The organism is Modestobacter sp. SYSU DS0875 (assembly GCF_054050915.1).
This window is the reverse complement of record NZ_JBJHAH010000025.1, coordinates 19,509-43,077: the sequence shown is the minus strand read 5'-3', so window position 1 is coordinate 43,077 and position 23,569 is coordinate 19,509. Positions and strand designations below refer to the sequence as shown.

At 68.9% G+C, this 23,569-nt stretch carries 22 protein-coding genes; 13 read left to right on the top strand and 9 right to left on the bottom strand.

What is annotated here, in order from left to right; genetic code table 11:
* Positions 1 to 82: 82 nt before the first annotated feature.
* Together ACI79Y_RS14865 and ACI79Y_RS14860 are read right to left on the bottom strand one after the other, a co-directional pair.
* Positions 83 to 823 (bottom strand): 3'(2'),5'-bisphosphate nucleotidase CysQ, encoded by a 741-nt coding sequence (locus ACI79Y_RS14865; protein ID WP_457159223.1) that lies wholly within the window; start codon positions 821 to 823, stop codon positions 83 to 85.
* Positions 824 to 893: 70 nt separating this feature from the next.
* On the bottom strand, positions 894 to 1,064 hold the full coding sequence (locus ACI79Y_RS14860; RefSeq protein ID WP_457159222.1) for a hypothetical protein: 171 nt from the start codon (positions 1,062 to 1,064) through the stop codon (positions 894 to 896).
* Positions 1,065 to 1,183: 119 nt separating this feature from the next.
* On the opposite strand from ACI79Y_RS14860, the gene ACI79Y_RS14855 reads away from it, so the two are divergent.
* Together ACI79Y_RS14855 and ACI79Y_RS14850 are read left to right on the top strand one after the other, a co-directional pair.
* Positions 1,184 to 1,330 (top strand): hypothetical protein, encoded by a 147-nt coding sequence (locus ACI79Y_RS14855; protein ID WP_457159221.1) that lies wholly within the window; start codon positions 1,184 to 1,186, stop codon positions 1,328 to 1,330.
* A 77-nt stretch (positions 1,331 to 1,407) separates the two neighbouring features.
* Entirely contained in the window at positions 1,408 to 1,944 is a 537-nt protein-coding gene (locus tag ACI79Y_RS14850; protein WP_457159220.1) for an AAA family ATPase, read from the top strand.
* A gap of 41 nt (positions 1,945 to 1,985) precedes the next feature.
* Here the strand turns inward: ACI79Y_RS14850 and ACI79Y_RS14845 are convergent, their stop codons facing one another.
* The gene (locus ACI79Y_RS14845; protein ID WP_457159219.1) at positions 1,986 to 3,305 is read right to left on the bottom strand and encodes a UDP-glucose dehydrogenase family protein; all 1,320 of its coding nucleotides are present in this window, start codon (positions 3,303 to 3,305) and stop codon (positions 1,986 to 1,988) included.
* Positions 3,306 to 3,696: 391 nt separating this feature from the next.
* Here ACI79Y_RS14845 and ACI79Y_RS14840 point away from each other — a divergent pair, with 391 nt between their 5' ends.
* On the top strand, positions 3,697 to 4,620 hold the full coding sequence (locus ACI79Y_RS14840) for an LCP family protein (protein ID WP_457159218.1): 924 nt from the start codon (positions 3,697 to 3,699) through the stop codon (positions 4,618 to 4,620).
* Here the strand turns inward: ACI79Y_RS14840 and ACI79Y_RS14835 are convergent.
* From ACI79Y_RS14835 to ACI79Y_RS14815, 5 genes are all read right to left on the bottom strand, one after another.
* Positions 4,586 to 4,801 carry a hypothetical protein gene (locus ACI79Y_RS14835; RefSeq protein WP_457159217.1) on the bottom strand — a complete coding sequence of 72 codons (216 nt, stop codon included), beginning with the start codon at positions 4,799 to 4,801 and terminating at the stop codon, positions 4,586 to 4,588. The two genes, ACI79Y_RS14840 and ACI79Y_RS14835, sit on opposite strands and share 35 nt — an antisense overlap.
* A gap of 108 nt (positions 4,802 to 4,909) precedes the next feature.
* Positions 4,910 to 5,536 carry an arsenate reductase/protein-tyrosine-phosphatase family protein gene (locus ACI79Y_RS14830; RefSeq protein WP_457159216.1) on the bottom strand — a complete coding sequence of 209 codons (627 nt, stop codon included), beginning with the start codon at positions 5,534 to 5,536 and terminating at the stop codon, positions 4,910 to 4,912.
* Between the two features lie 47 nt (positions 5,537 to 5,583).
* The gene (locus tag ACI79Y_RS14825; protein ID WP_457159239.1) at positions 5,584 to 7,020 is read right to left on the bottom strand and encodes a sugar transferase; all 1,437 of its coding nucleotides are present in this window, start codon (positions 7,018 to 7,020) and stop codon (positions 5,584 to 5,586) included.
* A gap of 486 nt (positions 7,021 to 7,506) precedes the next feature.
* Complete coding sequence (locus ACI79Y_RS14820) at positions 7,507 to 8,580, bottom strand: hypothetical protein (protein WP_457159215.1); 1,074 nt, start codon at positions 8,578 to 8,580, stop codon at positions 7,507 to 7,509.
* 439 nt (positions 8,581 to 9,019) lie between these two features.
* Positions 9,020 to 9,787: a hypothetical protein gene (locus ACI79Y_RS14815; RefSeq protein WP_457159214.1), complete on the bottom strand. Its 768-nt coding sequence runs from the start codon at positions 9,785 to 9,787 to the stop codon at positions 9,020 to 9,022.
* A gap of 433 nt (positions 9,788 to 10,220) precedes the next feature.
* Between ACI79Y_RS14815 and ACI79Y_RS14810 the strand changes: the two genes are divergently transcribed.
* A complete protein-coding gene (locus tag ACI79Y_RS14810; protein ID WP_457159213.1) occupies positions 10,221 to 11,459 on the top strand; it encodes a hypothetical protein in 1,239 nt (412 codons plus the stop codon).
* Entirely contained in the window at positions 11,449 to 12,396 is a 948-nt protein-coding gene (locus tag ACI79Y_RS14805) for a glycosyltransferase (RefSeq protein WP_457159212.1), read from the top strand. Before ACI79Y_RS14810 ends, ACI79Y_RS14805 begins: the two co-directional genes overlap by 11 nt.
* A gap of 52 nt (positions 12,397 to 12,448) precedes the next feature.
* Here the strand turns inward: ACI79Y_RS14805 and ACI79Y_RS14800 are convergent, their stop codons facing one another.
* Positions 12,449 to 13,543 (bottom strand): glycosyltransferase, encoded by a 1,095-nt coding sequence (locus ACI79Y_RS14800; RefSeq protein ID WP_457159211.1) that lies wholly within the window; start codon positions 13,541 to 13,543, stop codon positions 12,449 to 12,451.
* Between the two features lie 173 nt (positions 13,544 to 13,716).
* Here ACI79Y_RS14800 and ACI79Y_RS14795 point away from each other — a divergent pair, with 173 nt between their 5' ends.
* The 8 genes from ACI79Y_RS14795 to ACI79Y_RS14760 all read left to right on the top strand — a co-directional run bounded on the left by ACI79Y_RS14795 (position 13,717) and on the right by ACI79Y_RS14760 (position 23,458).
* Positions 13,717 to 14,889: a glycoside hydrolase family 5 protein gene (locus ACI79Y_RS14795; protein ID WP_457159210.1), complete on the top strand. Its 1,173-nt coding sequence runs from the start codon at positions 13,717 to 13,719 to the stop codon at positions 14,887 to 14,889.
* Positions 14,890 to 14,969: 80 nt separating this feature from the next.
* Positions 14,970 to 15,479, top strand: coding sequence for a serine O-acetyltransferase (locus ACI79Y_RS14790; RefSeq protein ID WP_457159209.1), 510 nt, complete (start codon positions 14,970 to 14,972; stop codon positions 15,477 to 15,479).
* Between the two features lie 273 nt (positions 15,480 to 15,752).
* A complete protein-coding gene (locus tag ACI79Y_RS14785) occupies positions 15,753 to 16,796 on the top strand; it encodes a hypothetical protein (protein WP_457159208.1) in 1,044 nt (347 codons plus the stop codon).
* Positions 16,797 to 17,072: 276 nt separating this feature from the next.
* Positions 17,073 to 17,834 carry a hypothetical protein gene (locus ACI79Y_RS14780; RefSeq protein WP_457159207.1) on the top strand — a complete coding sequence of 254 codons (762 nt, stop codon included), beginning with the start codon at positions 17,073 to 17,075 and terminating at the stop codon, positions 17,832 to 17,834.
* A 106-nt stretch (positions 17,835 to 17,940) separates the two neighbouring features.
* A complete protein-coding gene (locus tag ACI79Y_RS14775) occupies positions 17,941 to 18,444 on the top strand; it encodes a hypothetical protein (RefSeq protein WP_457159206.1) in 504 nt (167 codons plus the stop codon).
* A 351-nt stretch (positions 18,445 to 18,795) separates the two neighbouring features.
* Positions 18,796 to 21,204, top strand: a complete 2,409-nt coding sequence (locus ACI79Y_RS14770; RefSeq protein WP_457159205.1) for a bifunctional polysaccharide deacetylase/glycosyltransferase family 2 protein — start codon at positions 18,796 to 18,798, stop codon at positions 21,202 to 21,204.
* Positions 21,201 to 22,265, top strand: a complete 1,065-nt coding sequence (locus ACI79Y_RS14765; protein ID WP_457159204.1) for a glycosyl hydrolase family 18 protein — start codon at positions 21,201 to 21,203, stop codon at positions 22,263 to 22,265. Before ACI79Y_RS14770 ends, ACI79Y_RS14765 begins: the two co-directional genes overlap by 4 nt.
* A complete protein-coding gene (locus ACI79Y_RS14760) occupies positions 22,262 to 23,458 on the top strand; it encodes an acyltransferase family protein (protein ID WP_457159203.1) in 1,197 nt (398 codons plus the stop codon). The genes ACI79Y_RS14765 and ACI79Y_RS14760 overlap by 4 nt, the downstream gene beginning before the upstream one ends.
* The last annotated feature ends 111 nt before the right edge of the window (positions 23,459 to 23,569 follow it).

Here is a 23,569-nt window from a genome sequence, read left to right as displayed (position 1 = left end):
CACCGTGTCACCGGGCACAGCCCCGGCCGGGGATGTTGATCGTGAACGGGGACGGTTCGTCCCACGTGCCCCAGCGGTCGCGTCAGTGCGGGGTGCGGGCGAGCTCGGCGAGCAGGTCGCCGGCGAGCTCGGGCCGGCAGATGACCAGGTCGGGCAGCCAGGGGCTGGGCTGGTTGTACTGCAGCGGGGAGCCGTCGAGGCGGCTGGTGTGCAGGCCGGCGGCGCGGGCGACGGCCACGGGTGCGGCGGAGTCCCACTCGTACTGGCCGCCGGCGTGCACGTAGGCGTCGGCCTGGCCGCGGACGACCGCCATCGCCTTCACGCCGGCCGAGCCCATGGGCACGAGGTCGGCGCGCAGCCGGGTGGCGAGCTCGGCGACCATCACCGGCGGCCGGCTGCGACTGACGGCGAGCCGCACCGGGCCGTCGGGGCGGGCGGGCAGCGTGGAAGGCCGGCGGGTGTCGAACGTGACGCCTTCGGCGGGCAGCGCGACGGCGCCGGCGACGAGTTCGCCGTGCGCCCAGAGCGCGACGTGGACGGCCCAGTCGGAGCGATCGGGCTCGGCGAACTCCCGGGTGCCGTCGAGCGGGTCGACGATCCACACCCGGTCGGCGGCGAGCCGGGCGGCGTCGTCGGCACCCTCCTCGGAGAGGACGGCGTCACCGGGGCACAGCTCGGCGAGCTGGGCCATGAGGAAGGCGTGCGACTCGGCGTCGCCGGCGGCCTTGCGGGCGGCGGCGTCGGGCAGGTCGCGGCCGCGGACCTGGAGGAGCAGCTGACCGGCGCGGGTGGCCAGGTCAGCGGCGAGGTCGTGGTCGGACACCGGCGGCCTTTCCGTCAGGGGTGGGGTCGGCCCATCCTGACGGTGCGGGCGACGGGGTGCGGTTCGCGGGTCAGGCGGCGCGGCTGGTGGACCGCAGAACCGACGCGGGACGGCGGCGGGCGGTGGCCCGAGTCGCCCGGTGGCGGCGGTCCTGCTGGCGCGCCGCCGTTCCCAGTGCCGCGGCCACGGGCAGCAGGACGATCGCCAACACGACCCAGCACGCGAGCACCAGCAGCAGCATGCCTGCCCCTGTGCCCCAGACCACCACAGGTCATGCGTGTCGTTCCAGATCAGATGTCAGCGGGCCCTACTGGCGTCCACGATCAGCGAGTCGGGCTGCCAGGCCCCTAGGGTCGGCCCGTGGAAGCGATCTTGCTGGGTGTCGACGCTGCGGTCCGCACGACCGAGTCAGAAACACCGACCGGGTGGGCAGCCGTCGGCATGGCCACCTTCTTCATCCTCGTGATCGCAGCGATCCTGCTGTACTTCCGGCGCGGCGGGCGCTGAAGCGTGGGCCGGTCCGCCACGGAGGGTCCAGGCGCGGCCAGAGGAAGACGTTGGATCGGGCGTCCGAGGATGGCGGCATGCGACGTTCCAGGCTGCACGTGATGGGCGCCAGCGGTTCCGGTACGACGACCCTCGCCCGGGCCTTGGCTGACCACTGGGCGGTGCCCCACGCCGATGCCGACGACTACTTCTGGGTGCCCTCCACTCCGCCGTACGTCGACAAACGTCCCGTGGAGGAGCGCCTGGCGCTGATGCGCAGCGTGTTCGTGCCGCGGGAGGCGTGGGTGCTGTCCGGGTCCGTGCTCAGCTGGGGCGAGGGCATCGTCGCCCAGTGCGACGCCGTGGTGTTCCTGACCCTCGACCCGGACGAGCGGCTGCGCCGGCTGGAAGCCCGGGAAGCCGCTCGGCGAGCGGGTGGGGACTTCGACGAAGCTGCCTGGACGGCCTTCCTGGAGTGGGCGCGCGGCTACGACGACCCCGAGTTCCAGGGCCGGAGCCGGGTTGCCCACGAGGCGTGGCTCGCGGGCCTGCGTCAGCCGGTCCTGCGTCTGGACAGCGCACGGACGCGCGAAGAACTCCGGGACGCCGTGCTCAGCTGGGAGCCGCTCGCCTGAGCGACTCCCAGCCGCACCGTTCTCGTGAGTGACGTCGCCGGTCAGCCGGCGCGGCGGCCCAGGGCGCGGTAGGTCCAGCCGGCGGCGACCCAGGTGTCCCGGTCGAGCGCATTACGGCCGTCGAGCACCCGCTTCTGCCGCACGACCTTGCCGAAGGCGACCGGGTCCAACTGCTTGTACTGCTGCCACTCGGTGAGCAGCAGGACGGCGTCGGCGCGGTCGGCCGCCTCCTCGGCGGTGTCGACGACGTCGAGCTGGGGCCAACTGCGCCGGATGTTCTCCCCGGCGGCGGGGTCGGTCACCTGCACCGCGGCACCCTGCAGCTGCAGCTGCGCGGCGACGTTGAGCGCCGGGGAGTCGCGGATGTCGTCGCTGTTGGGCTTGAACGCCGCCCCCAGCACCGCCACACGCTTGCCGACCAGCGAGCCGTCGCAGACCTCGCGGGCCAGGTCGACCATCCGGATCCGGCGGCGCATGTTGATGTTGTCGACCTCGCGCAGGAAGGTCAGCGCCTGGTCGGCACCCAGCTCACCGGCGCGAGCCATGAAAGCGCGGATGTCCTTGGGCAGGCAGCCGCCACCGAAGCCGAGGCCGGCGTTGAGGAACTTGCGGCCGATCCGGTCGTCGTGGCCGATCGCGTCGGCCAGCTGCTTCACGTCGGCGCCGGTGGCCTCGCACAGCTCGGCCATCGCGTTGATGAAGGAGATCTTCGTAGCCAGGAAGGAGTTGGCCGCGGTCTTCACCATCTCCGCGGTGGCGTAGTCGGTGATCACCTGCGGGGTCTGCGCGGCGACGATCGGCGCGTACACCTCGTCGAGCAGCGCGCGGGCCCGCTCACCGTCGGCGCCGGCGGGCAGGCCGTAGACCAGGCGGTCGGGGTGCAGGGTGTCCTGCACGGCGAAGCCCTCCCGGAGGAACTCCGGGTTCCAGGCCAGGATCGCGCCGGGCACCTTGCCCTCGACCAGCTCGGACAGCCGGGCTGCGGTGCCCACCGGCACGGTGGACTTGCCGGCCACGAGGTCGCCGGGCTTGAGCGCGGTCAGCAGCGACTCGACGGCCGACTCCACGTAGCGCAGGTCGGCGGCGTACTCGCCGCGCTTCTGCGGGGTGCCCACGCAGACGAAGTGGACGACGGCGTCGCCCGCGTCGGCCATGTCGGTGCTGAACCGCAGCCGGCCGGACGCCAGGGTGCGGCCGAGCAGCTCCTCGAAGCCGGGCTCGTAGAAGGGGGCGCGCGCCTGCTGCAGCGCCTCGATCTTCGGCTGGTCGACGTCGATGCCGACCACATCGTGGCCCAGCTCGGCCATCGACGCCGCGTGCACCGCGCCCAGGTAACCGCAACCGATGACCGAGATCTTCATGCCGTCTCCATGCTCTGCTTGAGGTTTCCCGCTGGGCCGGGCCCGCTGAACGGTACGGGCCACCGCTGCGGCGTGACCACCAGCGGTACCGCCTCTCATCCTGGCGGATCGTCACTGATCGCGACGACTTCAGGTCCCCAACGAGTGATCGCTCATCCTCCGATCGTGTCCAGGCCTCGCATCGACTAGGCGGACGCGCAGAACTCCTCGCACTCTGAGTGACGAGCGAGGAGAGGGAGGATCCGTGCCAGTCGACACCATCCCGGCCGCGACCGACGGCTCGGAGACCGCTACAACCCCGACGCGGCGGAACTCATGGCGCCGCGCAGTCATCGCGCTAGCAGTCCTGGGCGTCGCGCTGGCCGTCCTCGTCGGCGGAGCCTTGTGGTTCGTGAGCGATCGGTACGGCGGCAACGTCGACCGGGTCGGCAACGTCTTCGCCGAGATCGAGGAGCAGAACCGGCCGGCCGCCCCCTCCCCCACCGCCGATACGGCGACCGAGGACCCGATCACCTTCCTGCTGGTCGGCTCGGACACCCGGGCGGAGGTGGCGCCGGGCGAACTGCCCGACGCCCGTTCGGACGCGATCATGATCGCCCGCTTCGCCGGCGACCGGGAGCACGCCCAGGTCATCTCCATCCCCCGCGACTCCTGGGTGCCGATCCCGGGTCGCGGCATGAACAAGATCAACGCCGCCTACGCCTTCGGTGGCCCGGCGCTGCTGATCCAGACCGTCGAGCAGCTGACCGGTGTGCGGATCGACCACTACGCGGCGATCGACTTCGACGGGCTGATCCAGATGACCGATGACCTGGGTGGGGTCGACGTCGTCGTCCAGGAGACGACCAGCAACGGGCCGTACACGTTCGAGGCGGGGCAGAACCACCTCAACGGTGAGCAGGCCCGCTGGTACGTCGGGCAGCGCTACGACCTGCCCGGTGGCGACTTCGACCGGGTGAAGCGGCAGCAGAACTACCTGCGGGCGATGTTCAGCAAGCTGTTCAGCCAGGACGTGTTCTCCAGCCCGGCCAAGCTCGACGACACCCTGCTGGCGGTGACCAACGCGGTCGCGGTGGACGACGGGCTGAGCAACGGCGACATGCTCGGCATGGCGTACTCGCTGCGCGGGCTGCGCCCGGCGGACGTCGAGTTCTTCACCGCACCGGTGCTGGGCACCGGCACCGAGGGGGCGGCCAGCGTCGTCTACCTGGATGACGTGTCTGCCGGCCGGATGTGGGGCTACCTGAAGACCGACTCGCTGGGGCAGAACGCCGAGGAGTTCAGCGACGAGGCGCTGCCGGAGACCCCCCGCTGACCTCGCCGTCACTCGGCTCCTGACCACCCGCCGCCGTCGCGTCGAGGGCGGCCAGCAGCTCATCGAGCTGCGCCTGACATTCGCGCTGCCGGACGACGGCCGCGGCCGCGCCGAGCCACCGCACCCCGGCGATGCTCAGCAGGGCCAACGAACCCAGCAGCACCCAGCCCCACCACGCCATCGGATCGCCCTTGACCGTCGATGCCCCATCAGAGCAACGATCTTGGACCCACTCCACCGAAACCGCAAGGTCTCGGATCCGGACTCATCCGCCCGGCCGTCGCGGAGGTCAGGCGACGGGCGACCCGGCCGGCTCGCGGAGCGCGACGATCCGGGGAAGCAGCCGGAGCAGCGCGTCGCTGATCTCCTCCCCGACTTGCTGGTGCACCTCGAGTGGCTGACCGATGGGGTCGGCGATGTCGTCCCGGTCGCTGGAGGCCCGGCGCGAGCGGGCGGCCGCCAGCGCGGCCACGAGGGCCCGGCACCGCTGTGCGTGGGTCTCGCCGGGGAACTCGGTGTCCGGGTCGAGCAGGTCGACCAGGTCGGCCGCCTCGCGCAGGGTGAAGGTGCGAGCCAGCGCGCGGGGGGCGAGCTGGAGCGCGGCCCGCCGGTGGGCCCGGGTTAGGGTGAGCACCAGGTCGGCCTCGACCGCCATGCCGTCGCGCAGGTGCCGGGCGGCGAACCCGGCCGCCTCCCCACCGAAGCCGGCGAGGACGAGCGCGCTGTCCGGGTGCACCCCGGAGCCGACGACGGCCTGGGTGCCGGCGCTGGCCACGCTGATCGCCGCGGCGTCGTCACCGAGCGCGTCATCGAGGTAGGCCCGGGTGAGCCGCTCGGCCAGCGCCGACCGGCAGATGTTCCCGGTACAGACGAACAGCACCGAGAACACCGCGTCGGGTGACGAGGGCGTGGCCATGCCCCCAGTCTCTCCCGCGTGGAGGCGGGCGCCCGGGACCTGGTGGGTCAGTAGGCCCCGGAGCCGCGGAACACGGCCCCCACGGTCTTCCACAGGATCATGAAGTCGAAAGCCAGCGACCAGTTCTCCACGTACCGCACGTCGATGCGCACCGAGTCGTCCCAGGAGAGGTCGGAGCGGCCGCTGACCTGCCAGAGGCCGGTGATCCCGGGCTTGACCAGGAAGCGGCGGCGCATGTCGAAGCCGTAGCGCTCCACCTCGCTGGGCAGCGGGGGCCGGGGGCCGACGAGGGACATGTCGCCGCGCACCACGTTGACCAGCTGCGGCAGCTCGTCGAGGGAGTAGCGGCGCAGCACCTTGCCGACGCGGGTGACCCGCGGGTCACCCTTCATCTTGAAGAGGACTCCGTTGCCGTCGCTCTGCTCGGCCAGATCGGGCACCATCCGGTCGGCGCCGCTGACCATGCTGCGGAACTTCAGCATCCCGAAGGTCTCACCGTCCCGGCCCACCCGCTCCTGCCGGTAGAAGACGCCGCCGCGGCTGGTGAGGCCGACGGCGAGCGCAAGGCCGAGGAACGCGGGGAGGATGCAGAGCAGACCGACCGCAGCTGCCGTGCGGTCGAACGCCTCCTTGGTGAGCCGGCGGACGCCGCGCAGCTCGGGGCGCTCCATGTGCAGCAGCGGGAGGCCGCAGACCGGGCGGATGCGAACCCGGGGGCCGGCTATCTCGGTGACGGCGGGGGCGAGCAGGAGCTCGGCCTCGGTCTTCTCCAGCTCCCAGCCGAGGCGCCGGAGCGCCGGTCCGTCGAGCTCGGGCGAGGGCAGCACGGCGACGGTGTCGACCTCGTACTGCCGAACGACGTCGAGCACGTCGTCCAGGCCTCCGAGGACGGGGACGCCGTCGAACTCGATGACCTCCGCACCCAGCGGGGACGGCGGCAGGCAGCAGCCAATCACCCGGTAGCCGTGATACGCCTCGCGGTCGATCTGCTCGTGCAGCGCGAGCACGCCACTGCGGTGGCCGACCAAGATTGCGGTCTGCAGGTAGTCACCACGACTGCGACGGCGATGCAACCTTGACCTCTGCGCATACCGCTGCAGCAGGGTAAGAGCGGTGGCCAGAGGCATAGCCACGATAACGAAGCCGCGGGCGAGCTCGAGTTCGAACGCCCAGGAAACGGTCCCGACGCCAGCCAGCAGGCCGATCGCAGCACCAAAGACCCGTCGGAATTCTTCGGCGCCGACCCAGAGAAAGCGTTCCTCGTACGTACGAGCGACGAGCATCGTAACCAGCCACACCGGCGGCAAGAGCGCGACCAACCACAACGAGGCATGCGCAGGAGCGGATCCGTCAGCCACTGGCCCAAAGCGAACTAAATAGCCGACGAGTGCAGCAAGAGTGCCGACCGCAAGGTCGCCTACTGCAATCCGCCGAACATAAGCGACGCGCCAAGCGCGACGCGCAATCGTGCCTTCTCCGCGCATCCGGCCAACGGCCGGAAGCCGCCGACCACCCACCGGTCGCAAACGGTGGCGAACCCTGTCGCCACGCTCCTCAAGAACATCCACTCGACGCACCCCCGTGCCGCCGGCCGGGAGCGCATCACTCCGGCTTCTCCGACTATCCCTACCGGAAACTTCCATGTTCAACCGGCGTGCAGAGGCTAGTGGCAATAGCCAGTAACCGTGAGGCCCAACGCGTAACACCTCAGATACGGAACGTAGTCGACACCCGGGCCTCGCTACCCAGCGGGGGCATTCACTAGCGATGCGCTAGGGCGCGCCAGAACAAGGCTGCGTCTGCCGACGAGCCCATACGTAGTTCTCATCACGCACGTACAGCCCACCCCGGACGAGACGCTCCTTCCCCTGGCTTCCTCCCCAACCGTCGTTTGCGGCCAGCCCGAGGCAGGGCGGTCAGCCTGCACCGCGTGTGCGCACGCGCCCAACCCCGGACCCTCGCTCTCACCCTCACGCAGGTGCACGTTCTACCGCACGCCTCCCCAGTGCTCCGACCATCCAATGGCCGGCCACCTCTTTCGTGCGTCCAGCCGTCACCGCAACCGCAACAAGGGAGAAGAGGACGTCAGCAGACCCTCGCATAGTGAGGTGGGGGTCGAGAATCATCAGCGACGCCAGCATCACAAGTCCGGAGAAGCTCGCCACCCCCACGGCAGCCGTATAGCGGTCTTCAGCCCGATAGACAAGTCCACGACTTGCCCGGATAGCCAGAAGGACGTAGGCGAGGAATGCCATCAACAGAGGCAAACCGCCGTTCCACAGAAGCCATACGTATCCGCTCTCTATCCATATCCATTCACGCCAAGGCTCCGGTGCAGGAATTCGTGCTGACGTCTGAACCCCAAAGAGCCAGTCGGATTGCTCACCCAAACGCGGAAAGATGAACGTTCGTAGGTTCGCTATTCTGCCATTAGGGCCAGTCCACTGGCTCGGCAGACCAGTGGCGGGGTCAACGGAGGCCAGTCGCCCCTCGAGCGCTGGTCTCGCTAGGACGTATGCGCCGAGAGCGAATGGCAATGCACTGATGGCCACCTGCCGCCAGCTGCGGCTCAGCCACGCGCCCACCCCCAACGCGATCAACAGAGCGAGCACCCCAGAGACCTGCCCCGATGCCACTGCCGAAAGACTGAAGAATGCGGTCGCTAGCCCCCAACCCAGTCGCCGCTTTCTCGTGGGAGCCAATGCGAAAAGTGCAAGACAGAGGCAGGCAGTCAACGACATAACATCCCCGAAGGGAATCGATGCCCCGATCGTTGATTTGGCGTTGTACTGACTAAGCTTGTCTTGATCATCCTCCGCAACGAAGAGGCCGAAGAAGCCCGACAATGCACCCGGTCGGGACACTTGCACGAGCCCCAAGACCGCCACAATTGCACACGAGCCGATGAGGCCGAGGATCAAAGCCCTAATTTGCTGAGCCCCATGTATCGATATTCGCACCAGCACATAGGCCGCGAAATACTTCCAAAGGGTCAAGGCAAACAGCGCATCGTCTAGCGAGATCGGGACTTCTCGGGCAGCCATCCAACCCAAGCTTGTGACGCTGCTACAGATCGCCAACGCAAGTACGCACCAGTCAACCGGCGACGTGGCCAGGCGAGGCATGCCATACGAGACCCAGCGCCGTACAGGACCCAGCAGGATTCCGGTCCACACCACCAGCAGTAAGAGCTCACTAAGTCTTACGTACGGCAGGACGGCGCCACGCGGAACTCCCACGAGAAGGGGGGTCATCGTTACGTAGAGATAGCCACCAAGCTGCGGCCTGAGCGCGATGGCCCCCGTAACGGCTATCCCCAGAACCCCCACCAGAGGTGCCCACGCGTTCGCGCTAGCCGCGAGGCCAGCGAGGACGCTGAGGCCCACTGCGCCGACAGCAAGTCTCCCGTCGCGCATCAACCCTGACATCGCACTACCTGAAGCAGATGCGGCACTACACGTCCGTCGAGGGCCCGCCTCAATGTCACTCCACGACCCGCCCGTCTGACCCCTGCCGGGCTGCATATGCGCGCGCAATCAGGAAGCCGACCGCCAACAGGATGCCGGCCAGCAGCCCGCCGACTACCGTCCTGAGAGGGCGCGGGCTGATCGGTTCGTCCGCCAAGTAGGCCGGCGTCAGGAGACGGACGGGAGAGCCACTTCCTATGCCCTCGACCGTCAGGTTGGTGATCTGAGACTGCGCGTCCGTGATCTGAGTGCGCAACGCCTCCGCCTGGGATTGAAGGGTGAGAAGCGTTACCGAGTCTGCCGCACCGCTACCCTCCGGTGCCACCTCTGCCACCCGCTGCTCCACTGCCGCAAGTTGCTCCTGCAAAGCAGCTATCCGCTCAGTCAGGTAGGCGGTTTCGGCCGCTCCATCCGGCGAGTCTGCTTGAGTTTCTAGGTAGCTGGCGACCACGGCATCCACCACGCGCACAGCCGAGTCCCCATCCTCGTTTGTAGCAGCGACACCAATGATCTGACTGTCACTGATCCGAGATGCACTCACAATCTGACTCAGCTCGTCCACGTTGAGCCCGATCGTGGAGCTCGCCCGCTCGAGAACCGGTCGACTGCTAATTAGAGCTACCTCAGTGCGAATCTGCAGTTCGTCTGTCGCATTACTGCTCGTCAAGCGGTCGTAAATCAGTTCGGACCGCGCCTCGTAGACTGGATCTTCGCTCGCCGCGATCACCCCCCCGATCAGCGGCGGAACACCGACTAGAAGGAGAACGACGCCGAGCAATCGCACCTTGCGCCCCATACGCCCCTCGGAAGCCCCTGCTCTACGCTTCTGCCTCGGGCCCGCAACATCTCCGTCGAACAATGTCCCGCCTCTCGCGCGTCTGAGGCGACACCCCCTTACACAGGCGTGCCGCGTTGAGGGAGGGTAGCCCGGGCGCTCGCCGGGGGTAGTTCCCTCACTCGGTTCAGCGATCCCCCAAGGACCGCTCCGAAGACTCGGCGAGCCCTGTCGCAAGATGCTGACCGAAGCAGGCCGAAGGTCCTGTAGCTTGCCCAAGGATCGCAGCCGGCCGTGTTGACGCCTTGCGATGCGACTTGAACAGTGCCCGACCCTAGGTCGAGCGGCCTCACGGTGGACCCGCTTCATCATGTAGATCAGGAACGGCGAGAAGGCCAACGAGATGCGGAGATTGATGCCTGCCAGGGGGCGAGCCAGAGGCATGCTGGTAGCTGCCGACCAGGCCGTGTACTCCCTGGGCACGCTCATCCTCACCGCCACCGTCGCGATCGATGCCTCCACGATGGGATTGGCCACCTTCGGAGCAGCGTATGCCGTCTACTGGCTACTAGCCGGATCCGCGCGAGCGTACTTCGGCGAGAGCCAACTCGTGAGGCGAGCGAAGTTCAGTGTTGCGCCCAACGCTCTTACGTGGCCCCGCCTACTGATAGTCGCCCTACTGGCCGGTATGGCCTTCGCAGCTTTCACGCCCCTGTTCGGAGGCGAATCGGCTCAGATATGGATAACCATGGCGGGGGCGACCCTAGCTGTCGTAGTCGCCGACTATCTAAGACTGACTCTGATCGCCCACGACCGGTTCCGCAGCGCGCTAGGGCAAGACGTCACCTGGCTGACAGTCCAGGTCGCCGCGACGGCTTTCGCCTGGGAAACCGGACACCACTCGGCCATGTTGGACATCTTGGCCTGGGGAGGCGGAGCGCTTCTGTCCGTACCAGTTGTCATGGCTCTGGGCCGACCAGTGGCGGACACACGGCGACCTTCTACGAAACACGATGTGGAGCGAGGATTGCTCGCAGAGTTCGTGGTCGCCAGTGGAACTCAGCAACTGTTGCCGATCCTGATGCTAGTCGCCGGGGCAACGAGCACGCTCGCCGCCTTCCGAGCCGGGCAGACGCTTGTTGCGCCTATCAACGTCCTAATCACGGCGACTACCACCCTGGCGTACGGTCAACTGGCTCGCGCCCGGTCATCACGACCCACGCGGGTAGGGAGCCGGGTTGCAATCGTCGTTGCGGTAGCCACGCTCGCATATAGTGCAGCGTTGGCAACAGCGACGATGATCATATCCCGGGAGCGATCCATCCCGGCGAATTTTGAGTTGGCACTTGAACTGGCTCCGTACTACTTGGCAACCATGGCAGTCAACGGACTGATGACCGGAGGAATCGTCGCCAGTAGAGTGATTCGGACACCTAGCGGCAACTTCATGCGACGGTTTCTTACCGCGCCAGTACTACTCTTGATTCCTCTAACCCTGGTCCTCTGGCACCCCGACAGCCTGAGTCTACTGGGAGTCGGCCTATTTTTGGCCAGCTCAACATCCGCCGCCATCTGGTGGCTCGGACTCAGGCGCGCAGCGGAGGTGACCTCGGTTAGGCTGACGCCTCAGCCGCTCGTCGTGGACTCAACCCAGACAGAAGGAGTAGAACGTGACGGGTAGTAGGGCCACGACGCTGCTAGTGGCTAACGACGGAGGTCATATCACTCAACTCTTCGACCTACACGAGCGACTTCCATTCTCGGACTCGGTCGTCTGGTGCACCATCAAGACCGAGCAGACCGTCTCGCTACTCTCGGGGAGAGTCGTTGAATGGTTCGCCCCCTCGCCGCCAAAGGACTGGCGAACCGCGCTTAGGAACATGGCGAGCGCTAAGAGACTCTTCGCTCAGTACAACGTCCAACGGGTGGTGAGCACTGGTAGCGCACTGGCGGTTGCGATTATGCCGGCCGCGCGACTTCGAGGCATTGACTGCATTTACTTGGAAAGCGCGACACGCGTCGACGCTCCGTCACTTACAGGTCGGGTCATGGCTGCTCTTCCCGGGGTGCGAACTTATACACAGAACCCTGCCTGGGAGTCCAACATCTGGCGGTACGCTGGATCAATCTTCGATGGCTTCAAAGTCGAGCCTGATGCAACGGCGAGTGCCCCCAAGACGGTTCTCCTGACCCTAGGGACTGCTCGCGATTTCCCCTTCCGAGCACTCGTTGAGCGCATGCTCGCGATCGTACCCAGCGAGGTGGACGTGATCTGGCAGACCGGATCAACGGATGTCAGCGACTTGCCCATCGTCGGGCACGACCGGGTTCCCTCTGAGACGATGCAGCGATGGTCGAGTGAAGCCGACGCCGTCGTTGCGCACGCCGGTACCGGCTCGGCACTTACCAGCCTTCGGGCGGGTAACGTGCCCCTTCTTGTGGCGCGCAATCCGTCAAGAGGCGAGCACATAGATGATCATCAGCTGCAGATCGCTCAGATGCTGGCGGAGCGTGGCCTTGCTAGGTCACTGAGCGTTGAAGAGCTCACTTGGGAAGATATCGTCATGATCTCCCGCCTTCGTGCAGTACGGACCCAGCCACCCACCTTGGCGATCTGACTGTAGCTCCGTGTACAGGCGCGGACCCTGTCAGGCTTGCCGACGCTACCGCCTATTCATAAGCCTTTGGACGGTGTAGGTCCACGGCCTCACTGGTCAGGTTACGGAGTGCGGCAAGGAACCTGGACTCTGAGAAGTTGGCCGCGTGACGTCGAACGACCTCCGCATCGAAGTGCGGGAAGCTCTCTAGAGCCGCTTGGACGGCCTCAGCGGAAGCCGCTGCGATCCAAGCGCCTGATCGGCCAGGAGCCGTACTGTCAAGGAACCCTCCGGCCTGGAGGACCGCTACTGGGGTACCGAATGCGTTGGCCTCAATTGGAGTGAGGCCAAAGTCCTCATTCGAGACGGATACAAGGGCACGAGCGTTCGCGTAGAGCCACCTAAGCTGGGCTTCCGTCACGATCCCAAGCCAGCGCACGCGCTCATGAACGGGTACGCTGGGGGGACGCTCGCCAGTCACCAGCAGTCTGCCTTGCTTTGTTCGCAGCACACCGTCGATAACGGCCTGGGTGTTCTTGTATCCCCGCCCCCGCGAAACAGTAAGCCAGAATCCCGGGCGCTCCCCCGGCACTGGATCCGCGTCACCGGTCGGATCGATTGACACCGGCGGGTAGAGCACCCTTGCGTCAATTCCGTAGGTATCGTGAATGCGGCGCTGCACAACGGTGGAATTCGCGACATAGAGGTCTGCTGTACGGGCGGCCCTCTGGTCCCAGCGAGTCAAGTGAAACCTCACGGCTTTCAGTGCCCGCGCCTCGATCGCTCGTGTTACGTATTCATCCTGCTGATATAGCCAGCGGGCTGGGTTGTGACAGTACACGAGCTTGGCCGTTCCCTTTGCGGCTCGCAGGCCGTGTGCCCACCCGCTTGAACTCACGACAAGGGCGTCTGCGTCCACCGCCGGGAAGGAATCCCACGCTCTGGCCAGCAGCGGAAGGGCACGGCGCGGGTCTCTCCGAAAAGCCGGCACACGCTGTAGAGCAGAGGTCCTGATGTCAAGGGAACTGAAGCCGCTGTAGGTAGCCTCTGCGTCAAACACGGCGGTGTAGAACGGTGACGATTCGAACGTCCTACCGATCGCGAGGGCGACCCGCTCACCGCCCCCTCGTTGCGTTAGATAGTCGTGCGCAACTGCGACACGCACCATGCAGTCTCCCTGATCGACGCCGAAGCTCGGAGCGCTGGCCGCAGTCCAACCACAATCGGCCTAGTGAACGCCGCGACAGGCTAGCAGGAGCTCCCTCGTGGATACTCGGGGTGGACCGGGTGAGGATGAACGTTAGGCGCGCCGCCCCCCGTGGATGAATAGGACGACTCGCCATGACACGAGCGCTCGAGGCGCCGCATCGCTTCGCTGTACTGCTTGTTGCTTGCGTCGTCACGGTCACGGCTTGCACGACCGCACCCACGGGTCAGACTCCCGAGGTCGTTCGACCAACAGATTCGACGACGGGCGCCTCGTCTGCGGCGAAGGCCTGGTCCGCCCAAGGGGTGCCCGGCGACCCGTCCGGCGATCTCAGCTACTTGCGAGGCGTGAACGCGGCAGGTGGCGAGTTCGGGACCGATCCCAGTCGGTTGCCGGGCGTGGTCGGCATAGACTATCGCTACAATGATGAGCGCTTTTACGAGACAATGCGAAGCCGTGGCCATGCTCTAGTGCGCATTCCGTTCCGCTGGGAGCGGATCCAGAGGGAGCTATACGCGGATCTGACAAGCACCGGGGTTGAGGAACTGCGACGAACGGTCGAGGCAGCTGGCCGCAGCGGCCTGCATGTCCTACTGGACATGCACAATTATGGCAATTTTGTGAAGTTGGACGACGAGACGATAAGCCTGAGATCCGGAATACCTGCGGACGCATTCGCAGATGTATGGACTAAACTCGTCAACGAGTTTCGGGACCAATCTTCGATCATTGGGTGGGGATTGATGAATGAGCCCGGCGACGCCGAGGCGTGGCGGACTGCCAGCCAGTCGGCCGTTGATGCGATCAGGGCAACCGGTGACGCGAGGCGCGTGATCGTTGCAGGCGTTGACCACAGCGGCGCGCAGCGCTGGGACCAGCAGAATCCGCGACCTTGGATAGTGGATGCACTGAATAGAGTCGTCTACGAGGCGCACTACTATTTTTCTCTGGACGGGTCGGGCATCTACCCCGGCGAGTACCGCGAACTGGAGATTGATGCACGCACGCGCGGTTACGCGTCACTCGTGGAACGGGTGACGGCGGAGTTAAGGTCTTACACCGACTGGCTGGCGAAGTATGATCAAGTCGGCCTCCTCGGGGAAGTTGGCTGGCCGAGCGACGAGCCGGCGGACTACTCCGCGATTGGTGAGCATGTGTACGACCTCCTGGACGATGCCTCGGTCAGTGCGACTTACTGGGCGACGGGTACGTTCTGGTCGCCCACGTATCGCCTCAACTGTTACCGCCCAAGCGATCTAATGGCCAACGCGCAGGCGATCGTCGTGGAGCGACATGGATCTGCGTAGCCAACACGCCAGCGCGCGACCGTTGTGGCGACAAGGGAGTGCACTTCCGTCTAGTCGCGGTCTTCCCGTATCTTCTGCCCATGCCCCTACGGCGAGACGTCCTGACGGATCTACAAGCGGTTGGTACCGGGTCGCTTGCTACGCGACTTCTGAACCGAGGTTTCCACGCCTTGGTGGTCCACCGCGTCGCGGCCGCACTCGCGAACAGGCGAATGACGTTTTTGGCATTTTTGTTGGTCCGGGCCGTCCAGGTGCTATATGGCATTGATATCGACTACAGGGCGCAAGTGGCTCCCGGTGTGGTCATCAGGCATGGAATGGGCCTCGTGGTGGGGAAGGGCAGCCAGGTTGGGTCGGGAACGTTGCTGTTTCACGGGGTCACCATGGGTTACACAGGGACGGGGAGTCGACCCGGATATCCACAAGTCGGCAATGATGTGATTATTGGCGCAGGTGCCGTTCTACTGGGAGGAATCCACGTCGGCTCCGGAGCACGCGTGGGAGCCAACGCAGTAGTGCTGGAAGACGTGCCCGAAGGGGCCACAGCTGTGGGAAACCCTGCTCGAATCCTTGCAAAGCGGTCTCCTTAGTGCACACCTGCGCCGAAAGGCGCTATAGAGGCCTGATGTCGCAACGTGCCGCCGCTGCGCAATTGAGACGGTGACACCCATCCGGATAGCCCGGAGGGGCAGTCGAGTTCGCACTTGCCGGGACTGCTGGCTGCCTGCGACGGGCGGGCCGTTGCCGTTCTCGTCCGGCGTGTCGTAGAGGGACACGCGGTAGCGGTCTGTGCACGGGTGACTACGCGCCCTATCTTCTTCATCGCTGGCTGACAGCCGGCGGGAACAGGGGGAAGCAGCACGGTGCACGCCGCAGCACAGGGCCCGGAGACCACGGGCCGCCACCGCCGCATCGACGCGGGCACCACGCTCACCGAGACCGGCCGTCACCGCGCCGTCTCCGCCCAGCCGCAGGTTGCCCCGGCCGCACCCCGGCACCGGTACGCCATCCCTGACCTGCCTCCTCCCCCGCCGCTGGTCACCCCGCGCACGCCCCGGTACGCCGCCACCGAGCTGCCGCCGCCCCCGCCGCTGCAGGCCGACCGGTCCCGCGCCGCCGGGCATGGCCGCCCCACCGCTCAGCGCCCCACCGGCCGACGGCGCCCCAAGGCCGCGGCCAAGCCCCGTCAGCGCAGCGCCACGAAGACCGGCAACCGTCTCGTCCAGCAGGTCGTGGCCTGCAGCGCGCTCGTCGTCATGGCGCTCGCCCCCGTGCTCGCCCGCTCCGGCACCGGCCTCGGCCTGCACGATGCCGTCGCCGCCGAGGTCGCGGCTGTTCCCGACCGCGCCGACGCCACCCTGGCCGAACTCGAGCGCGGCAACGAGCTCTCCGGCAGCTCGTCCGGCATCGGTGACGCGTACAGCCGCCCGGCCGCCCCCGAGACCGACGCCGCGACCGTCGGCGCCACCAGCGACGCCCCCGACGCGACCGTCACCGAGATCGCCGGCGCCGGCGTCGGCACAGCCGCCGACCAGGCCGCGGTCCCCGCCGGCACCGCGGTCGACCCGGGCACCCCTGCGGCCCCCACCCCGGCCGGCACCGGGCAGCCCGCGCCGAGCGCGCCGACGTCGACCACCCCGAAGGCGCCCGTCGTCACCCCCAAGCCGGTGACGCCGACCCCGGACAAGCCCACCGCCCCGCGGCCGAGCGACCCGGCGCCCGTCGTCCCCTCGCCCGTCGTCACCCCGCCCGTCGAGGTCCCGGTCTTCACCGACGCGCCGCCTGTCGAGCTGGCCGACCCAACGCCGGTCACCCCGACCCCCACACCCACTCAGGAGCCGGCCCAGCCGACCGGCAGCCTGCTGGGCGGGGTCGTCGGTGCGGTCGGCGACCTGCTCGGCGGCTGACGCCACACCCACTGCGCCACCGGCGACCCGGGGACAGGGGGCGCCGACGCCGGCGGGGTCCGGCCGGCCCCCGTGCCCGGCCGAACCCCGCACGTCCAGGGAACCCGGAACGCCGCCGTACCGGAAGCCGGAGCTCCGGACAGCTGGCCGCAAACTGGCGCAACGCACGCAGGTGCACGCAACTACGCAGGTCAACGACGCGCCCACAGAAGACCCGGCACCGTTCCGTTCCGGGTTACCGTCCCTCCGCACCGGCACGGAGAACGGGGACCCGACATGAGCGACACCGCCACCGGCACGCACCACACGTCGTCCGGAGGGCACCCCGACCCGTTCGTCGTCCAGGTGAACTGGCTGCTCGGCGCCACCGGGGGCAAGGAGCAGCTCGCCCGCCGCTCCGGCAACCGGGTCAGCGTGCGCACGCTCGACAACTGGACCGCCGGCCGCTACCCCCGTAACAAGATCACCGGCGCGGTGCGTGATCTCGACGCCTGGGCGCTCGAGCACGTCCCCGGGTACCCCGGTGGTGGCGCACCGCGCCTCATCGAGTCCTGCGGACCCGCCCCGGTGGGCGCGGTCGCCGCCACGCCCGAGCCGCAGCCGGCAGACGCGCACACCGAGCCCGCCACCGGGAAGCCGCGCCGGCCGTGGCTGCGCTGGGCCGCTCCGCTGGTGGCGGTCCTGGTGATCGCGGTGACCACCGGCGGCATCCTGCTGTTCCGCGACGAGCCGCTGCCCACCCGTGGCGACGGCCCGGCCTGGCCGGAGACCACCGGCCGCCTGGGCGCCAACACCTTCGCCGACCCGGTGAAGCTGCAGGACAACGCCCAGCCCATCCCGCCCGACACCACCGTGCAGGTGCGCTGCCGGCACTACGCGCCGAGCATCCCCAGCGTCGAGCCCGACGGCTACTGGTACCTCATCGACTCCGGCGAGTGGGCCGGCCGCTGGTCACCGGCCAACTCCTTCATGAACGGCGACTTCCCCGGCCGGCCCACGAAGCACAACACCGACATGGCGGTCCCGATCTGCCGCTGACGGCGGTTCCCAGAGAATACGGATCCGGCGGCTGGGCTCACCCCGAGGGGTGAGCCCGACCGTTGCGGCCCTCAACCGCACGCGCCCCGGCGACGACCAGAGCGGTATGCCGATCGCCCTCACCCCGGTCGCGCCCGAGAGCTCACGCCTCGACGCGACCGGCGCCATCACCCTGCTGCCACCCCGCGCGGCGCTCTTCGACCGCATCAGCGAGCGCGCCGTCAGCACCGACCGCGCCCCCGCCACCCTGGTGCTCATCGGGCTGCTGCGCCGGGACACCGGCTGGCCGATGCCGGGCCCCCAGCTCGACCAGGTCGCGGCGATGTTCTCCCGCTCCGTCCGCGGTGACGACTGGCTGGCCCGCTCCGGCCCCGCCGAGTTCGCCTTCCTGCTGGGCGGCCTCTCCCCCGACGCCGAGATCGCCGCGCACCGGCTGGTCGACGCCGTCGCCAACGAGGGCATCCCCGGCCTCACCGCGGCCGCCGGCATCGCCGGCCTGAGCCCGGAGACCCCCGCCGGCGAGGTGCACCGCCGCGCGACCCTGTGCCTCACCGCCGCCCGCAGCGTGGGCGCCGGCCAGGTCATCCGCTACAGCGGCACCCGCCGCTGACCTGAACCCCCCGCCGCAGTGGCGCGGCGACGCGAGGATCGGCATCGTCGCCGCGCCCCCACGGACACTGCCCCGTGTCGCCGAGTCCCGGCGGCGCGGGGCAGTTTCGCGTCTCGGGGGACTCGGTCCGCACGGACCACCGCGTCGTCCACCGGACCGACCGTCGAGCAGAGCCCCGCATCACCGCCGGGGGACCGTCGAGCCACGCAGCGGGGCCCCGCACGGCACGCTGGTGCACACAGGGTGACGGAGCCCACCGGGAACGGCTCGGTTAGCTCGTTCGTGGACGCGCGTCACCCGGACGATCGTTACTGATTGTGACCTCCCGGGGGAGCTCCCTAGCTTCCAGACGTGATCACTCTGCGGGGGGCCGACGGGACCCCGGGCCGTCGGCGGTGGGCGGTGTCCCGAGCGCCACGTCCGGTCGTCCGGCCGACTCCCACGCAGCGGACGCCGGTCTTCGCCAACCCCTCGGGCAGGCGCTGGCGGTTCCTGCGACGGACCGGGCTGGCCGTGGTCCTGGTGCTGGTCGCAGCAGGTGCCGTCGCGGGGCCCCGCCTGGTCGCACCACCGGCGCTGGACGGGGCCCCGGTACCGGACGGGCCGACCGCCGCGGAGGTGGGCAGGGCCCCCGTGATCGGCGACGGCCCGCTGGTCCGTGTCCTCCACCTGGTCCGTGAGCACGGCGCCGTCTACGGGGAGGACCCGTTCACCGGCGAGCTGCTGGCACACCTGTCTCCGCCGGACGTGGCGAAGGCCGCCGACTCCGAGTACGCACTGGAGCGGTATGGCTACAGCGCGACCGCCACCCGGACCATCTCGCTGACCTTCGACGACGGGCCCGACCCGGTCTACACGCCCAAGCTGCTGGACCTGCTCAGCGAGCACCACGTCCACGCCACGTTCTTCGTCACCGGTGAGCAGATCACCAGGTACCCCGAGATCATGCGGCGGATCGTGCGGGAGGGACATGCCATCGGCAACCACTCCCTCACCCACACCGACGCCAACGTCGCAGCGCCCTTCCGGCAGCAGGTGGAGCTGGCGCTGACCGACCGGATCCTGCGCGCGCAGACCGGGCACCAGGCCTCCTACTACCGCCTCCCCTACGAGGGGAGCGACGAGCAGTCCATGCAGGGCGACGTGCCGGGGATCCTCCGGGCGCAGCAGCTCGGCTACGCGGTCGCCTCGCACGACTTCGACACCCTGGACTGGGCCTACGCCTCCGGCCAGCGGCAGGGCGAGATCCCGCTGCCGCCGCTGGGCGACCAGGACAACATCACCATGCTGCTGCACGACGCCGGTGGCGGGGATCGGTCCATGACCCTCGCCTACGTCGACAAGCTGATCCCGCTGGCCCGGGACGCCGGCTACACCTTCCACGCGATGCCGCAGGTGCAACCGACCCTGCAGGAACGCACCGGCCCGGTGGAGCCGACGTTCTGGGACCGCCTGACCTCCGACCTGGCCTACGTGCTGTTCGCGCTGCCCGGCTCACTGCTCAGCGGCCTCTTCGTGCTGGCGCTGGTCAGCATGATCGGGATGGGCCTGGTCAACCTCGCCCTGGCGTTGGTGCGGGCGCGGCGCGGACCGCCGGTCACCGCCGACACCCCACCGGTCGCCGTGCTGATCGCCGCCTACAACGAGGAGGTGGTGATCGGCCGCACCCTCGAGCACGTGCTGCGCTCCAGCTACCCGGTCGAGCAGGTCATCGTCGTGGACGACGGGAGCACCGACGCCACCGCGGAGAAGGTGCGCGAGGTGGCCGCCAGGGACCCCCGGGTGCGGCTGATCCACCAGGCCAACGCCGGGAAGTGGGCCGCGCTCAACACCGGCTTCGCGGCCGTCAGCCAGCCCTTCGTCGTCACCCTCGACGCCGACACCCTCTTCGTGCCCTCCACCATCACCCACCTGATGAGCCGCTTCCACTCCCCCGCGGTCGGCGCGGTGGCCGGAGTGATCAAGGTGGGCAACTACGCCCGCAACGTCCTCACCCGGTGGCAGGCGCTGGAGTACATCACCCAGATCGGGGTCGACCGGGCTGCGGCCGCGGCGCTCAACGCCGTGATGGTGGTGCCCGGTGCCTGCGCGGCCTGGCGCACCAGCGCCGTGCAGCAGGCCGGCGGCTACTGCGACGCCACGCTGGCGGAGGACTGCGACCTCACCCTGATGCTCCACCAGCACGGCTGGCGCGTGGAGCAGGCCGACCAGGCGGTGGCCTGGACCGAGGCGCCGGAGACGGTGGACGCGCTGCTGCGGCAGCGGGTGCGCTGGATGTACGGCACCCTGCAGGCCCTCTGGCGCCACCGCAACATGATGCTGCGACCCCGCTACGGCTGGCTCGGCATGCTGGTCATGCCGCTGTCGGCGTTGACCGTGGTGGTGCCCCTGGTCTTCACCCCGCTGGTCACCCTGGTCGTGCTGCAGACGCTCGGCCAGCGTGGGCCCCTGGTGCTGCTCGGCTACGTCGCGCTGTTCTCGCTGTTCTACGGGGTGGTCGCCGTGGCGGCCGTCTGCCTGCTGCGCGAGCGGGCCGCGCACCTGGTGATGGTCCCGCTGTACCGCTTCATCTACGAGCCGCTGCGCGCCTACCTGCTGTACGCGTCGTTGGGCACCGCCCTGCGTGGGGTCCGGCTGGGCTGGAACAAGCTGGCCCGGACGGCGAACATGGACGAGGCGGTCCCGCGACCGGCGACGGAGCCCGACCCCCGGCCGGCCGACGAGGTCCTCCCGCAGCCCGCCCCGGCGGCGCTCGCATGACCCGACGCCTCATCGCCGTCGCTGCCGCGCTCGCGGCCCTGACGCTGCTGGCCGTCCTGCTGCCGGGCGACTCCCAGCCGACGGCTCCGCGACGCGGGCACCCCGACTTCGTGGCCGCTGCCTACCTGCCGCTGTGGGACGACCGGTCCTGGGCCTCCGTGCGCTCAGCCGTGGAGCTCGGTGGGGTCACCGAGGTCAGCCCGACCTGGGCGACGCTGCAGCCGGGAGGTCGGCTGGAGGTCACCCCGCCGACCCCCCGGATGAGCTCCCTGCTCGACCGCGACGACGTGCTCGTCGTCCCCACCGTGCAGAACCACCGGGACGGTGAGTGGCAGGGACAGCTGGTGGCCGACGTGCTGGGCGACCCGCAGCTGTCGGCCGCCCACCGGCAGGCACTCGTCGACGCGGCGCGGGAGCACGGCTTCGACGGCATCGACATCGACTACGAGGACCTGCCGGCCCCGGCCGGTCCGCTGCTCGTCGAGTTCCTCGCCGCCCTGCGCGAGGAGCTGCACGCCCACGGCCTGCAGTTGTCCGTGGCGGTTCCCGCGCAGGCCGCCGACCCTGCACCGGGGACGTCGGCCTTCGACTACCGGCAGCTGGGCACGGTGACCGACCAGGTCCGGGTGATGGCCTACGACCACGCCTGGCACGGCAGCGAGCCCGGGCCGGTCGCCCCGCTGGAGTGGGTCCGGTCGGTGGCCCGGTACGCGGCGGCGACCATCCCCCCGGAGAAGGTCATGCTCGGGCTGGGCACCTACGGCTACGACTGGGCCGGCGGGGCGGGAACCGCGCTGCAGGCCACCGACGCCGTCGCCCTCGCCGAGCGGGTGGGCGCCGAGCCCTGGTGGGACGACCACACCGCCACCGCCGGCTTCGACTACCGCGCCGACGGGGACGAGCACACCGTCTGGTTCGAGGACGCCCGCTCGCTGGCCGTCAAACAGGCGGTCGCCGTCGACGCGGGGCTGCGCGGCGTCGCGATCTGGCGGCTGGGCGGGGAGGACCCGCAGCTGTGGACGGCTGTGGGCGAAGCGACCGGGAGGACCACGGGCTCGTGAGCACACGCGACCGCTACATCGACCTGCTGCGCGCCCTGGCGCTGATCCGGGTCGTCACCTTCCACACCTTCGGCTGGGCGTGGCTGCCGCTGCTGTTCCCCTCCATGGGCATCCTGCTCGCGCTGGGCGGGGGGCTGGCGGCCGCCTCGATCGACCGCGCGGGCTCCACCACCGCGTTCCTCCGCAAACGGGTGCGACGCCTGCTGCCGCCGTTCTGGGTCTTCGGCGCGGCGATGGTCACGATCATGGTGACCATCGGCTGGCGGGTCGATCCCGAGACCGGTTCGGCCCCGTTGACCTGGACCAACGCCTGGCTGTGGGTGCTGCCGCTCGCCGGTCCACCGTCCTCGGCGCAGGGCTACGAGTGGACCGTTCCGCTCTGGTACATCTACACCTACCTGTGGTTCGTGCTGCTGAGCCCGGCGGCGCTGTGGCTGTTCCGCCGGTGGCCGCTGCGGACCCTGGCCGTTCCGATCGTCACCCTGTTCCTGCTCGGCCTCGGCCTGGTGACCCTCGAGGGGGCCACCTACGAGGTCGTCCTGCAGCTGTGCACCTACGGGGCCTGCTGGCTGGTGGGCTTCGCGCACCACGACGGCACCCTGCGGAGGCTGCCGCTCTGGCCGACGCTCGCCGGCGGAGTGGGACTGCTGGGCGCCGGCCTCTGGTACGCGCTGTCGCACCGGGAGCAGTACGGCACCTACGTCATCGACGACATCCCGCTGGCCGACATGCTGTACTGCCTCGGCGCCGTGGTCATCCTGCTGAGGGTGTACCCGCGGGTCACGTGGCTGAGCCGCCTGCCTGCTCTCGACCGGGTGGTCACGCTGCTCAACAACCGGGCGATGACGATCTACCTGTGGGGCAACGCCGCCATCGCCGCGGCCACACCGGTGCTCGACCACTCCCCGCTGGCGCAGTACTTCACCTCCGGCGCCCGGGGTTCGTGGCTGATGTTCGCCACGGCGTGGCTGCTGATCTTCGTGGCCGTGCTGCTGGTCGGCTGGGTCGAGGACGTCGCTGCCCGCCGTCCGCCCCGCCTGCTGCCGTGGGCCCCCACGCGGCCGACGAGCCCGGCGCCGTCCACCCCGCGCGCCACGGAGGGGGTGCAGCCCAACGTCGTGCGGTCGCCGAACGTCGTCGGCCCGGTCCCGGCGCCGAGGCGGGAGCAGGCGACCGCCGATCGCACCAGCTGACCGGCCGGGAGGCCACGCCCCGGTCGGCCGCCCGCCAACGAGGGCATCCCCGGCCTCACCGCCGCCCGCAGCGTGGGCGCCGGCCAGGTCATCCGCTACAGCGGCACCCGT

Bases quoted from the DNA above. Each gene is read 5' to 3' on its own strand.
- ACI79Y_RS14860 (WP_457159222.1), bottom strand. From the start codon at position 1,064: ATGCTGCTGCTGGTGCTCGCGTGCTGGGTCGTGTTGGCGATCGTCCTG.
- ACI79Y_RS14790 (WP_457159209.1), top strand. From the start codon at position 14,970: ATGCCCCTACGGCGAGACGTCCTGACGGATCTACAAGCGGTTGGTACC.
- ACI79Y_RS14845 (WP_457159219.1), bottom strand. From the start codon at position 3,305: ATGAAGATCTCGGTCATCGGTTGCGGTTACCTGGGCGCGGTGCACGCG.
- ACI79Y_RS14780 (WP_457159207.1), top strand. From the start codon at position 17,073: ATGAGCGACACCGCCACCGGCACGCACCACACGTCGTCCGGAGGGCAC.
- ACI79Y_RS14825 (WP_457159239.1), bottom strand. From the start codon at position 7,020: ATGCGCGGAGAAGGCACGATTGCGCGTCGCGCTTGGCGCGTCGCTTAT.
- ACI79Y_RS14820 (WP_457159215.1), bottom strand. From the start codon at position 8,580: ATGGCTGCCCGAGAAGTCCCGATCTCGCTAGACGATGCGCTGTTTGCC.
- ACI79Y_RS14765 (WP_457159204.1), top strand. From the start codon at position 21,201: ATGACCCGACGCCTCATCGCCGTCGCTGCCGCGCTCGCGGCCCTGACG.
- ACI79Y_RS14810 (WP_457159213.1), top strand. From the start codon at position 10,221: ATGCTGGTAGCTGCCGACCAGGCCGTGTACTCCCTGGGCACGCTCATC.
- ACI79Y_RS14800 (WP_457159211.1), bottom strand. From the start codon at position 13,543: ATGGTGCGTGTCGCAGTTGCGCACGACTATCTAACGCAACGAGGGGGC.
- ACI79Y_RS14835 (WP_457159217.1), bottom strand. From the start codon at position 4,801: ATGGCGTGGTGGGGCTGGGTGCTGCTGGGTTCGTTGGCCCTGCTGAGC.
- ACI79Y_RS14830 (WP_457159216.1), bottom strand. From the start codon at position 5,536: ATGGCCACGCCCTCGTCACCCGACGCGGTGTTCTCGGTGCTGTTCGTC.
- ACI79Y_RS14775 (WP_457159206.1), top strand. From the start codon at position 17,941: ATGCCGATCGCCCTCACCCCGGTCGCGCCCGAGAGCTCACGCCTCGAC.
- ACI79Y_RS14850 (WP_457159220.1), top strand. From the start codon at position 1,408: ATGCGACGTTCCAGGCTGCACGTGATGGGCGCCAGCGGTTCCGGTACG.
- ACI79Y_RS14795 (WP_457159210.1), top strand. From the start codon at position 13,717: ATGACACGAGCGCTCGAGGCGCCGCATCGCTTCGCTGTACTGCTTGTT.